This window comes from Chryseobacterium sp. (assembly GCF_008831505.1).
Taxonomy (GTDB): Bacteria; Bacteroidota; Bacteroidia; order Flavobacteriales; family Weeksellaceae; genus Marnyiella.
The window spans coordinates 784,053-797,100 of record NZ_CP044507.1; the positions used below are offsets into that span (position 1 = coordinate 784,053).

General features: G+C 44.6%; 10 protein-coding genes. 5 read left to right on the top strand and 5 right to left on the bottom strand.

Translation table 11 applies throughout. The features are described 5' to 3' along the window. Positions 1–34: 34 nt before the first annotated feature. Positions 35–1,024 (bottom strand): type IX secretion system protein PorQ, encoded by a 990-nt coding sequence (gene porQ, locus F7R58_RS03715; protein WP_158063604.1) that lies wholly within the window; start codon positions 1,022–1,024, stop codon positions 35–37. A gap of 162 nt (positions 1,025–1,186) precedes the next feature. On the opposite strand from porQ, the gene pyrH reads away from it, so the two are divergent. Further along, positions 1,187–1,894, top strand: a complete 708-nt coding sequence (pyrH, locus tag F7R58_RS03720) for a UMP kinase (RefSeq protein ID WP_158063605.1) — start codon at positions 1,187–1,189, stop codon at positions 1,892–1,894. A gap of 24 nt (positions 1,895–1,918) precedes the next feature. Continuing rightward, positions 1,919–2,473, top strand: a complete 555-nt coding sequence (gene frr, locus F7R58_RS03725) for a ribosome recycling factor (protein ID WP_158063606.1) — start codon at positions 1,919–1,921, stop codon at positions 2,471–2,473. A 77-nt stretch (positions 2,474–2,550) separates the two neighbouring features. Here the strand turns inward: frr and F7R58_RS03730 are convergent, their stop codons facing one another. The 3 genes from F7R58_RS03730 to F7R58_RS03740 all read right to left on the bottom strand — a co-directional run bounded on the left by F7R58_RS03730 (position 2,551) and on the right by F7R58_RS03740 (position 7,323). Next, positions 2,551–4,011 carry an LptF/LptG family permease gene (locus F7R58_RS03730; RefSeq protein ID WP_158063607.1) on the bottom strand — a complete coding sequence of 487 codons (1,461 nt, stop codon included), beginning with the start codon at positions 4,009–4,011 and terminating at the stop codon, positions 2,551–2,553. A gap of 67 nt (positions 4,012–4,078) precedes the next feature. After that, entirely contained in the window at positions 4,079–4,726 is a 648-nt protein-coding gene (locus F7R58_RS03735) for a LolA family protein (protein WP_158063608.1), read from the bottom strand. Between the two features lie 86 nt (positions 4,727–4,812). Next, complete coding sequence (locus F7R58_RS03740; protein ID WP_158063609.1) at positions 4,813–7,323, bottom strand: FtsK/SpoIIIE family DNA translocase; 2,511 nt, start codon at positions 7,321–7,323, stop codon at positions 4,813–4,815. A gap of 273 nt (positions 7,324–7,596) precedes the next feature. Here F7R58_RS03740 and ccsA point away from each other — a divergent pair, with 273 nt between their 5' ends. After that, a complete protein-coding gene (ccsA, locus tag F7R58_RS03745) occupies positions 7,597–10,887 on the top strand; it encodes a cytochrome c biogenesis protein (protein ID WP_158063610.1) in 3,291 nt (1,096 codons plus the stop codon). Between the two features lie 167 nt (positions 10,888–11,054). Here ccsA and F7R58_RS03750 read toward each other — a convergent pair whose 3' ends face one another. Continuing rightward, entirely contained in the window at positions 11,055–12,236 is a 1,182-nt protein-coding gene (locus tag F7R58_RS03750; protein WP_158063611.1) for an acyl-CoA dehydrogenase family protein, read from the bottom strand. A 183-nt stretch (positions 12,237–12,419) separates the two neighbouring features. On the opposite strand from F7R58_RS03750, the gene F7R58_RS03755 reads away from it, so the two are divergent. Beyond that, complete coding sequence (locus tag F7R58_RS03755; RefSeq protein ID WP_229723842.1) at positions 12,420–12,839, top strand: hypothetical protein; 420 nt, start codon at positions 12,420–12,422, stop codon at positions 12,837–12,839. Then, on the top strand, positions 12,839–13,018 hold the full coding sequence (locus F7R58_RS13015; protein ID WP_229723843.1) for a M28 family peptidase: 180 nt from the start codon (positions 12,839–12,841) through the stop codon (positions 13,016–13,018). The genes F7R58_RS03755 and F7R58_RS13015 overlap by 1 nt, the downstream gene beginning before the upstream one ends. Positions 13,019–13,048: the final 30 nt, after the last annotated feature.

A 13,048-nucleotide genomic window follows, 5' to 3' on the forward strand; every position in this document is an offset into this window, starting at 1 on the left:
ATAATAACAGTTACAATGCGGGCGCGGAAGGTGCTTAGTACCTGTTTCCGCTCATGTCCAGCGAAATACCCAGCATATTCATATTCCCGGCAGCATGATAGCGAACATGGGAATAATCGACACGGAGACTGTTGAATTTTACACCGAAACCCGCGCTCAGACCTGCAAAGCTGCGCTGGTCCACGACAGAAAGTTCGTTGCCGCGCTTGACATTATAACCCAAACGGATATTAAATGTGCTTTCGGGAAAAATCTCGGCACCGAAGGAAATATGATCAAGTATTTTTCTGCCAAATCCGGTTTCCTGGCCGTTGCTGTTATATTCGGACGAAATATCAAATTGCTGAAGGTCATGTGCAGTGATGGTGATTGCTGCGGGAAAGTTTTTAAGGATCCGTGTGTATCCCAGGTCTACCCGGAAGGGCAGGTTTTCCCTTTCTCCATTAAAGGATTTGAATTGGTAACCAAAATTTCGGGCTACAACGCCAATGGTCTCATTCGTTTTTTTGAAATGATAGGTGACGCCAAAATTTCCTGCGACAGCCATGGAGGTATAGCTGTCAATTTTTGCATTCACCAGATTTACACTGGCACCAATGGTCCATTCATCCTCAAACTGATAGGCATAACCCGCTCCGATCGCCGCGTCATAGGCCCCGAATTCACCGTTTTCGAAACCGGCTTCATCGGTTCTGGGCATCCGGCCATAATCCATGTACCGGGCGTTGGCGGTAATCAGATGGCCTTCTTCGAAGGCATGCGCGTAATTTACAGTACCGTATTTGGATCCTGCCAGATAAGTTGCGGCATTCACGGAAATTTGTTTATGCATGTCCAGGTTAAGAAGTGCAGGGTTCACCGCAGCAAAATTGACGTCATGGTCACGTACTGAAACTGCATCTCCTCCCAGAGCGGCCTGCCGGGCAGAAACCGGAAGATTGAGAAAAGGATATACATTCTCACCCGTTTGCGCGGACACAGTAATGCCCACCAGGAGCAACGCAGAAATTATAATCTTCTTCAAAATGCGGTTATCTATTGCAAAAATAATTCTTTTCTATACTTATCAAAATTTTTAGCAAATTATTTGGTCTAAACTGATGGAATTACCAACTGTTTTATAGTCATTTCGTTATATTTGCAGCACTAAAACAGACTTATAATCCCACCTGAGACCCTATTGGAAATGAAATATAAAAGAATCTTGCTGAAACTGAGCGGTGAAGCCCTTATGGGAAACCTGCCCTACGGAATTGATAATGAAAGGCTGAAAGAATATGCACAGGAAATTAAGCAGGCCGTAGATGTGGGCTGTGAAGTAGCAGTGGTTATTGGCGGAGGAAATATATTTCGTGGTGTAGCAGGTGCGGCCAAAGGAATGGACCGTGTACAGGGCGACTATATGGGCATGCTGGCCACCGTGATAAACGGAATGGCTTTGCAGGGCGCCCTGGAAGATGCCGGTGTGAAAACACGTCTTCAGAGTGCCATCGAAATGGACAAAGTGGCTGAACCATTCATTAAGAGAAGGGCTGTAAGGCATTTGGAAAAAGGTCGTGTAGTCATTTTCGGCGCCGGGACCGGTAATCCGTATTTCACCACTGATACTGCCGCAACTCTGCGTGCAATTGAGATCGGTGCCGACGTAATTTTGAAAGGAACCCGCGTTGACGGTATCTACGACAGCGATCCGGAAAAAAACTCCGATGCGAAAAAATTCAACTCCCTTACATTCGATGAGGTGTTCGACAGGAACCTGAAGGTCATGGACATGACCGCATTCACTCTCAGTCACGAGAATAAGTTACCGATCGTGGTGTTTGATATGAACCGTGCCGGAAATCTTCTTAAAATTGTTGAAGGCGAGAGAATAGGGACGCTCGTAGATTTATAGATCATTTAACTAAAATATTTTATTATGGAAGAATTGGATATGATTAAGGATATGGTGAAGCAGGAAATGGATGCAGCAATTAAGCACCTGGACCATGCTTTCCAGAAAATCCGTGCCGGCCGTGCCTCCACATCTATGGTGCAGGATGTAATGGTAGAATACTATGGTGCCTTAACACCGCTGAACCAGGTAGCCAACGTTTCCGTTCCGGATGCCATGACCATTTCCATACAACCCTGGGACAGAAGCGCTGTAGGTGCTATAGAAAAGGCAATTGTAAATTCCAACCTGGGCTTTGCCCCATCCAATAACGGAGATACTATTATTCTGAATGTGCCGCCACTAACTGAAGAGAGAAGACGCGATCTTGCCAAACAGGCAAAAGGGGAGTCCGACCAGACAAAGATTACGGTTAGAAATGCGCGACAGGACGGCATGAAGGAACTGAAAAAACTGGACGGGGTTTCCGAAGACCTGATTAAGGACATGGAAAGCCAAATTCAGGACATGACCGACAGTTACGTTAAACTTTGTGACGAACACCTGAAAACCAAAGAGGCTGATATTATGAAAGTCTGATATAATCAGATATTATTTTGAATAAACCGGGCGGAGCTGCACAATTTGCAACTCCGCCCAGTTTATTTAATCTCTTATTACTGATAACGCTGATGTTCCTTTTCTTTGCTGAAGATTCTGATCAGCGGTTTGAAAAGTGACCTGTACTTCTCCGCATCAAATAACTGCGAGTCTGTAAGGGCTTTGTAGGTGAGCCAGATACTGAACGGAAAGAGAATCATATTAGGAATCCAGGCGGCCAAAAATGGGTTCAGCGTGCCGTTCCAGGCCAGATTTTCCACCGAGATATTCATTACATAAAATACAATAAAGATGATGATGGCAATGACTACCGGCAAACCCATACCTCCTTTCCGGATAATGGAGCCCAGACTGGCACCAATCAGAAAGAAAATGATGCACGTCACAGAATAGGCAATGATCCGCTGCTGATAGAGGACTACGCGGCTAAAGCTTTTAATAGTGGGAAGCATTTGCTGCTCGCGGTTCTGAATGCTCACTTTCAGGGATTCAATTTTCTGGTATGCGCCTGCCAGTGCCCGCAGCTGGACGTCCTGCTTCAGCGTATCCATCCTGACCTGTGCCTTAAGCTTGCCCGCCGGCACCTTTTTTTTGTCAATGTAGCTCATATAAGGGTTCACCTGGCTCACGAGGTCCACATTGATGTTGTTGAACATCCTTGTATTTTCGTCCTTGGTCCTGTTTATAGTTGTGGTAAGCTGGTTATAAGTCTGGAATCTATAGTCATCGGTGATCTTTTCTTCTTCAATGGCTTTGTTTATGATTTCGCTGATGTCAAAATGGGAGGTTAGGGTATCAAACTTAATGGCCTGGTCCGGCTGTTTGTTTCTCGCCTCAAAATTCTGGTTAGCGATTTGGTCTTCGAAAACATATCCGTTAAAGAGAATCAGTTTAAGGTAGTTTTGGTTTTCAGTAGAAGGTGCCAGCTTGCCGCGGTGGGCGCGTATGGACTGCTGGTTTTCGTAGGAATTGGCTTTTTTGTGGATGTAAATACCCTCCAGATTCTCACCGTTCTCACCACTGATTTTGTCAAATTTTACAAGATAACCCGGAATCTGGTCTATAAACTGCCCGGGTGTAAAATTCAGAGCCGGCCGCGACTGTACAATATTATAGAGCATATTTTTGGCCTTCCGCTGGAAGTCCGGAGTAATATTATTCTGAAACAAAAAAAGTATAATTGAGAGAAAAACCGACACAAAGAAGAGTGGAGTCATTACCCTGGTCAGTGATATTCCGGCAGCTTTCATTGCGGCCAGTTCATAACGTTCGCCAAGTTCTCCAAAGGTCATTATGGATGAAAGCAGGATAGTAAGCGGCAGCACAAGATTGATGACACCTACACCATAGTAAAACAGCAGCTTGATAATTTCCCAATAGCTAAGGCCTTTGCCCATAAACTGCCCAAGCTGTATCCATACGATGTTGACGATGAATATAAAAAAGAGGACGCTGAATATAAAAAAGAACGGACCGAAAAAAGTTTTTATTATATAACGGTCTAATAATTTAAACATCCTTCAAAATTAAGAAAAAGCCACAAAGAATTGCTTTGTGACTTTCAAATTTATGATTGTTATTTAATTACAGTTCGGTGATTACGTAATTCTGGAACTTCTGTCTGTTGAATGTAAACATGTCCGAAGCCAGGTTTTGGTTATCTTTATACTCCTTGATGGCTATTACCGCGACATCTTTGTTGGTACCGTGCTGTTCCAGCTTAACTAGTTGCTTATTGGCTGTATCTACATACAGGTTCACCTGTTTCAGACCGTTTGCTTTTACCGGTGTCAGTTTTATATAGTCGGTATTTACGCCGTTTACTGTTCTCTTACCCGAATAAGTAGCATTAAAATCTTTCTTATAGGAAGTTAGGTAACTTGTAGGCGAAAACATCACATCGCTGCCGTTAGGCTTTGCTATGGTTACTTCCTTGTCGTCATCATTGATATTGTATATCCTGTTACCGTCAAAGATTTGCTCCGTACCCATGATTTTCAGTTTGTATTTGGGTCCTTCAGCATAGTAAATTCCGGTTTCGGTCTTGTTTACCTGCCCGTTAATGCCGGAACCAAAGGTAAATTTGAAATAAGAATTTTTCTTGGCTTTATAGTTAGCTGTAACCGCATCCAGGATCTGTCGGGACTTAGTGTCAATTTTCTGAGCCTGCATCATTGCGGCAGTGCCTACTACCATTGCGCCTGCGGCCAGCTTCACAAATATATTATTCATTTTTTGTCTGTTTATAAAATTAAACTTTTGTTTGAATCTCCACTATAAACTCAAAAAGTATTCCATTATTGCCAAGGCTGTATTTTCTAGTTTTTCAAATCCTGCAGAAACTGCTCCAGGGAATTCAGGTCAGTAATCTGAACTTCACGCGCTTTAGCCCCATTAAATCCACCCACAACGCCGGCCGCTTCAAGCTGATCCATAATCCGGCCGGCGCGGTTATATCCGAGTTTCAGTTGCCTCTGCAGCATGGAAGTTGAGCCCTGCTGGGTGGAAACTACAATTCTGGCCGCCTCTTCAAACAGGGCGTCCTTTTCGTTAGGATCAAAGGCAGCAGGCCCGCTTTGGCCATCTTCCGCCGGAACTTCCGGCAGCATGAAGGCTGATGCATAACCTTTTTGTGCACCTATATAATCTACAATTTTTTCTACTTCAGGAGTATCTACGAAAGCGCACTGCAGCCGCAGAATCTCGTTTCCGTTAAAATAAAGCATATCTCCTTTACCAATAAGCTGGTCTGCACCTGTAGCATCCAGAATTGTACGTGAATCGATGCTGGAAATTACGCGGAAGGCTGCCCTTGCCGGAAAATTGGCTTTTATCATCCCCGTGATTACATTTACAGACGGACGCTGCGTGGCCACGATAAGATGGATGCCCACGGCTCTGGCCAGCTGGGCCAGGCGCGCAATAGGATGTTCTACCTCTTTACCCGCGGTCATAATAAGGTCGGCAAACTCATCCACTACCAGAACGATATAAGGCAGATATCGGTGTCCGTTTTCCGGGTTTAGTTTACGTTCTTTAAACTTGCCGTTATACTCTTTGATTGTACGGCAGAAAGCATTTTTCAAAAGCTCATAGCGTGTATCCATCTCTATGCACAGGGAATTAAGGGTATTAATCACCTTGTGTGTATCGGTAATAATCGCATCCTCAGAATCGGGCAGTTTTGCCAGATAGTGCCGTTCAATCTTCGAGTACAGCGTCAGTTCCACTTTCTTGGGATCCACCATCACGAATTTGAGCTCACTCGGGTGCTTTTTATACAGTAGTGAGGTAAGGATCGCGTTAATACCTACAGATTTACCCTGACCTGTGGCACCGGCCATAAGAAGGTGGGGCATTTTTGCCAGGTCGGCCATGAAGATTTCATTGGATATCGTTTTACCGAAAACCACCGGCAGGTCCATATCCGTATTCTGGAATTTCTGGGAAGCCAGTACGCTTCTCATGGAGACCATTGTGGGGTTTTTCCTGGGAACCTCTATACCTATGGTTCCCTTACCAGGCATGGGTGCAATAATCCGGATCCCCATGGCGGAAAGGTTAAGCGCTATATCATCCTGAAGTTTTTTGATGGCAGCAACACGTATACCCGCTTCAGGTACAATTTCATAGAGGGTAACGGTGGGTCCGATTGTTGCCTTTATTTCGGCAATGCCCACATTGAAATTTTTGAGCAGTCCTACAATCTTATTTTTATTCTCCTCAAGTTCTTCTTTATTGATGGAGATTTCTTCGGAGCCATAATCTTTAAGCAGATTGATGGTGGGCATCTGGAATTTAGCCAGGTCTAGAGTGTGATCATACAGCCCATGCTGTTTCACCAAATCTGCCGACCTTAGGTCGGTTTCATCTTCCGGCTCATCGGTCTCCCGTGCTACTTCCACTTTAAATTCAAAACTGTCCGGTTCCTGTTTAAAGGATGAGACCGGCGCCGATGCGGTAACAGGAGTGCCGGGTGTGAGAGTCACAGTGTGGGTTGCCGCTTCGTCCAATTCCTCAAAAGAGGTGTTATTGGGCGTAGTTATGGTTTGAAGGCCGGTATTCACTTCTACTTCAGGAAAACCTTTCGGCAGCTCGGTTATTGTGCTGATGCGGCGGGGTTCTTCGTCATCTTCGGCTGAAGTTGTGGTGGATGGTGCATCTCCAATACCTGCCGACTCCTCCAGTTGGGTATCTGCTTCAAAATCTTCAGATGAACTGGGCATCATGCCTTTTATTTTGCCAAGTGTTTTGTCATTAATATCATTCAGTCTGCTTTTTATGGCACTGGGACGCATATTGAATTCCAAGATAAAATACATGCCTATGCTGACGCCTATAACTGCCCAAAGTCCCACCATTCCTATTACTGAGATCAGAAAATCAACAACCTGGAAACCGTACACCCCGCTCAAGGTTCCGACTCCCTGCGTAACTGCGCCAAAGAAAATGGGCAGCCAGCAAATGAAGAACAGGGAATGACCGATGGTTTTCCAGGGTTTGAAATATTTTTTCTTCAGAATGAGCATGCCCACCACAAAGAAGAGAAAGGCCACGATAAATGCCGCCACACCAATACTGTCGAAAATAAATATTTTTCCAAACCAATCGCCCAGTTTTCCAAAAAGGTTTGAAGATTTTACACTGCGGTCCAGCATCGTTCCAGCCTGACTTTGATCCGCTTTCCAGTTCATCAGGTATGAAGCGAAGGACCCTGCCATTACAAGTGACAGTACCAATAATATAATTCCAAAAAATATTCGCGGTTTTGAAAGTATTCTGCTGTTTTCTGCCACGGCAGCTGTTGTGTTTTTTGTGTTCTTTTCCATAGGTCAGTGCCGGCAAATTTAGTAAAAAATAGGTATGATTAGCTGTCGCGGCGCTGCAAATGAAACTGTTTTTGCCGTCCTATGGTGAAGCACGAAACTTCACGCTCAGCATCAGACAGGATTTCAATATTAAATTAATGTTAACAACAAATTCAATTGATAAATATCAGCTATCGGATTGGCTTTTCTAATTTATTGCGTGTATTTTTGCTGATTGATGCACTAAAAAATATTATTTCAGTCTTTTAGCGCTGAAAATTTAACTGATTTACAATGAAAAAAATCCAGAACATCCTTATCAATACACGTACGATGGCAGTGCTGATGCTGGTGTACGCGGCTGCGATGGGATATGCCACCTTCCTTGAAAATGATTACGGAACACCTACCGCAAAAGCCCTTATCTATGAAGCCAAATGGTTTGAGCTTGTAATGTTTCTTCTCATCCTGAATTTCATTGGAAATATATCGCGCTACCGACTTTGGAAACGTGAAAAATGGCCGGTGCTGATCTTTCACCTTTCTTTTGTACTGCTCTTCATTGGCGGAGCCATCACCCGTTATATAAGTTATGAAGGAATCATGCATATCCGTGAGGGCGATACTTCGAATGAGATTGTAACTGATAAGCATTTCCTGAAGATTCAGATAGAAGACAAGGGAGATGTACTGCGTTATCAGGACATTCCCTATCTGATGTCTCCTCTTAACAAGAACCTTAAAGCATCCTATAACTTCCACGACCAGAAAATATCTGTTAAGACCATTGACTTTGTGCAGCGTAAGAAAGACAGTTTGGTGGCAGATCCCAATGGCCTGGAATACCTGCATTTTGTATCGGCGGGAGATAAAGGTAGGGTTAACTATTACCTGAAACCCGGCGAAAGTAAATCACTGGGCGGCACACTGGTTAGCTATAACCGTCCTATAGACGGCGCCATTGAATTTAAAAGCGAGAACGGAAAACTATTTATTAAAACACCTGTGGACGCAAACTATATGGTTATGGCAACGCAGGATAGTGGAAATGTAAAACAGAATGTTTACGAGCCGCTGGCACTTAGAAGTCTCTACACCATCAACGATATCCGTATAGTTGTGCCGGAAGGCCTGAAGAAAGGCAAACTGATGGCTTTTGAAGGTGATAAGAAGAAGGATCAGTCTCTACCCGATGCGCTGACAATGGAAGTGCAGGGACCCAAAACCAAACAGACCGTAGAACTGGTTGTGGAAAGGGGTAATCCAAATCTCTTCAAACAGATCTCAATAGACGGATTGAACATCATGCTGGGCTTCGGCCCGAAAGTGTATACCACGCCTTTCGCACTGCGTCTGGAAGATTTCGTAATGGAAACCTATCCCGGAAGTTCTTCGCCAAGTGCTTACGAAAGCCACGTTACCATTATTGACGAAGGCAAGGAAACCCCTTACAAGATTTATATGAATAATGTACTCAACCATAAAGGGTACCGTTTTTTCCAGGCCAGTTTTGATGAGGACAGACAGGGTACAGTACTTTCCGTGAACCATGACTTCTGGGGAACTTTAATCACTTATATAGGTTATTTCTTCCTCTTCACAGCCATGTTCGTCATCTTCTTCTGGAAGGGAACCCATTTCTGGAAACTCAATAAAATGCTGAAGAACATTAACAAAACCCGTACAGCCAGTGCTGTGGCGCTCTTTATAATGCTGGGTCTCAATGCCCAGAAGATAGAAACTCACAGTACCACCGATGGCAGCCGGGAGAGGGTACAGGTACAGCATTCGCCTGACGATGGCCACAACCATACACCCGGGGAAAGCCATGCAGTGACAGCTCCAGCTCCGGAACAGCCTTCACAGAATTCTGTGGCACGCTCATTCAGCACGATGAAGATGATCAGTGCAGACGAAGCGATCGCCAAAACCCGCATCTCCCGCGAACATGCGGAGAAATTTGCCTATCTTCTTGTACAGAATTATGACGGCCGTATTGTACCTATGAGCACGCAGGCTACTGATGTGCTCAGAAAACTTTATAAAAAAGATAAATTTAAAGGAACGGGAGATAACTACCTGACGGCTGAACAGTGGTTCCTGTCTGTTAATACAGATACGCCAAGCTGGACCATGGTGCCATTGATCAAAATAGGAAGCAAAGGTGGTGAAGAACTTAAAAGAAAGACCAAAGCCAACGATGACGGTTACGCCAGCCTGATGAGTCTGTTCCCATCTGACGCATCCGGAAATTTAAAGTATGTTCTTGAGGAAGACTATAACTTAGCTTTTCGGAAAAAACCAGCTGAGCAAAGTAATTATGATAAGGAGGTAATTGCCGTAAACGAACGTGTCCAGATTTTCAATGAATTCTTTAGCGGGCAGTTTATGAGAATAGTTCCTGTAAAGAATGATCCTAACTCCACCTGGCATTCCTGGCTGGACCAGAACTTCGAACCGGATATGGAAAGCCAGAAAGTAATGGGACCGTATTTTGCAGCGGTCGTAGCGGCACAGCAAAGCGGTAACTGGTCTCAGGCCGATGCAGAACTTAAGAAGTTAAGTGATTATCAGCAGAATTGGGGGAAAAATGTAGTTCCAGCCAAATCCAAGGTGGACCTGGAAGTGTTCATGACAAAAGTTGACATTAATTTCCGTCTGCTGATATTTTATACTTTTATCGCGCTCATCCTTATAGTTCTGGGCTTTGTACACCTATTCCGCCCAAGCCGAGTGCTGGATAAAATCATAAAAACAGTACTTATTATTGGTCTGATAGGTTGGGTACTTCAGTTACTGGGTCTTATGGGTAGATGGTATATTTCCGGGCACGCACCGTGGAGTAACGGATATGAAGCCATTGTATTTATTTCATGGGTTGGTATTACCTCCGGATTGGTTCTCTATAGGAATTCCAATGCACTTATCCCGGCAGCCGGATTTACGGTAGCCGTTATTATGATGGGCTTCGCACACGGTGGCTCTGCGCTGGACCCTCAGATCACACCTCTTGTTCCTGTACTTAAATCATACTGGCTTATTATACATGTGGCAATCATCACATCCAGTTATGGTTTCTTCGGCTTGTCCTTTGTAATAGCGATAATCTGCCTGATTTTTTACATCCTGGCCCGAAAGAAAGATTTCAAAGCACACAACGACCGAAGCCTGAAAGAACTCACTATAGTTTCAGAGATGTCTCTTACGATCGGACTGTATGCCCTTACGATAGGAACCTTTATGGGCGGCATCTGGGCCAATGAAAGCTGGGGACGATACTGGAGCTGGGACCCTAAGGAAACGTGGGCCTTTATTTCGGTGATGGTTTATGCTTTTGTGCTGCACATGCGTTTGGTTCCTGCGCTCAGGAGCCGTTGGGCCTACCATGTAGCTACCATGTTTGCTATTTCAAGTATTGTGATGACCTATTTTGGAGTGAACTATTACCTGAGCGGTCTTCATTCCTATGCAGCGGGTGATCCGATTCCCGTGCCGGCCTGGGTGTATATAGGATCTGGAGGAATGCTGCTGCTGGCTCTGGTTTCTTATCTCAAATTCAGGACTTTTGATAAATCAAAGAAATAACAAGATCTTAGTTAAATAGAAAAGAAGGATCCACCTAAGGTCGTTCTTTTCTTTTTGATGATTGCTGAGACTCACAATATGCTGGGGTCAGTTATTTAACTGTGCAATAAAGAAGGCTGTCACACTCGCGTGCGGCAGCCCTACTTTATGCTCTGTTTGCTGTTTTTCTAGGAAAAAGCATTGAATCCAGTAATGTCCAGACCTGTAATCAGCAGATGAACATCATGTGTTCCTTCATACGTAATTACCGATTCCAGGTTGGCTGCGTGGCGCATCATCGGGAATTCACCCATTATTCCCATTCCTCCCATAATCTGACGGCTTTCGCGTGCGATGTCAATAGCCATCTTTACATTGTTCCTTTTAGCCATTGAAATCTGGGCCGGTGTTGCTTTATGGTCATTTTTCAAATTACCCAATTGGAGACAGAGAAGTTGTGCCTTGGTAATTTCAGTAAGGAATTCAGCCAGTTTCTTCTGCTGCAACTGGAATCCGCCAATGGGTTTACCAAACTGCTTTCTCTCTTTGGAATACTGCAGTGCCGTACAGTAACAGTCGATTGCCGCTCCGATAACCCCCCAGGAAATACCGTAACGCGCAGAATTCAGACAGGAAAGTGGTCCTTTCAAACCCGTAACATTTGGCAGCAGGTTTTCTTTTGGCACCTTTACATCATTGAATACAAGCTCACCGGTTTTTGAGGCCCGTAAACTCCATTTATTGTGTGTTTCCGGTGTAGTAAAACCTTCAAAGCCCCTTTCAACAATAAGTCCCTGAACTTTTCCGTCTTCATTTTTAGCCCAAACCACTGCGAGGTCACAAAGTGGGGCGTTGGTAATCCACATTTTGGCACCGTTCAGCAAATAATGGTCACCGTTGTCTTTAAAATAGGTTTCCATGGAGCCCGGATCTGATCCGTGGTTAGGTTCTGTAAGTCCAAAAGCACCGATTAATTCTCCCTTGGCCAATCCGGGCAGGAATTTTTTCTTTTGCTCTTCGGAACCGAATTCATTAATCGGAAACATAACTAACGAACTCTGAACAGAAGCTGCGGAACGTACTGCGGAGTCGCCCCGTTCCAGTTCCTGCATAATGATACCATAGGAAATCTGGTCCAGACCGGAACCGCCATATTCTTCCGGGATATAAGGCCCCAGTGCTCCAATGGCTCCCAATTCCTTCATCAGGTTGGGGATATCAGTATGGTTTTGTGCCGCATCATCAATTTTTGGCATTACGAAACTCTCCACCCAATCGCGAACCGACTGTCTTATCAGTTTGTGCTCGTCTGTGAGCATGCTGTCCATTAAGAAATAGTCCGGAATAGTGGTAAGCGGGTAGTATGACATAATTTTTTTTGATTTTGCTAAAATTAAGATTTTTCGTCTACGTGAGGAAATATTTAAGGTTGAATAATTTCTCTACGGCCTCGCCAAAGTTTTCGCCATTTTCAGGAATCCATTCCCCAGCTGTGCTAATTTTGCGCACTTTTATCAGATGCGGTGTTCACCGGCATCTCTAAACACAAGCTTATGAAACGTATACTTCTTACCTTTACCATCCTGGTGTCATTCACACTTAAATCCCAGAAAGCCGGTATTGAAGCCGAGGTTAATCTTCTTGTGAACTCAGTAAGCAGTGACTCCCTCAGATCATATGTAGAAAAACTTGTAGGTTTTGGCACACGCCATACCATGAGTTCCACATCCGATCCGGTAAAGGGTATTGGGGCTGCCAGATCCTGGGTGCTGTCCAAATTCAGGACCTATGCCGCAAATTCAGATGGACGTATGCATGTATATCTCCAAAATCAGGATGTGCGGCCGGACGGTAAACGCATCAGCAGAAGGACCAGTCTGGGGAATCCTGTGGCATTACTGAAAGGTACAGACCCATCCGACAAAAGAATCTTCGTTATTGCGCACATCTGGACTCAAGAGCCTCGGATGTGATGGACTGGCAGACAGCGGCGCCCGGCGCCAATGATGACGGCAGTGGAGTAGCCGCAGTTATTGAGAGCGCCAGGATATATTTACCAGTGAAACATCGGCAACTATACCATTTTCCAAAGACAATTTCCTGTTTGCTGTTCAGAGCGTTTCTGAATCAGGCAATCTTAGCCTGCCTGTGATTCCAAAGGTTTCCAGATAAAAAAAAATCC

Coding starts and splice junctions, on each gene's coding strand:
- F7R58_RS03735 (WP_158063608.1), bottom strand. CDS start 4,726: ATGAATAATATATTTGTGAAGCTGGCCGCAGGCGCAATGGTAGTAGGC.
- ccsA (WP_158063610.1), top strand. CDS start 7,597: ATGAAAAAAATCCAGAACATCCTTATCAATACACGTACGATGGCAGTG.
- F7R58_RS03755 (WP_229723842.1), top strand. CDS start 12,420: ATGAAACGTATACTTCTTACCTTTACCATCCTGGTGTCATTCACACTT.
- F7R58_RS03750 (WP_158063611.1), bottom strand. CDS start 12,236: ATGTCATACTACCCGCTTACCACTATTCCGGACTATTTCTTAATGGAC.
- F7R58_RS03740 (WP_158063609.1), bottom strand. CDS start 7,323: ATGGAAAAGAACACAAAAAACACAACAGCTGCCGTGGCAGAAAACAGC.
- pyrH (WP_158063605.1), top strand. CDS start 1,187: ATGAAATATAAAAGAATCTTGCTGAAACTGAGCGGTGAAGCCCTTATG.
- F7R58_RS13015 (WP_229723843.1), top strand. CDS start 12,839: ATGGACTGGCAGACAGCGGCGCCCGGCGCCAATGATGACGGCAGTGGA.
- frr (WP_158063606.1), top strand. CDS start 1,919: ATGGAAGAATTGGATATGATTAAGGATATGGTGAAGCAGGAAATGGAT.
- F7R58_RS03730 (WP_158063607.1), bottom strand. CDS start 4,011: ATGTTTAAATTATTAGACCGTTATATAATAAAAACTTTTTTCGGTCCG.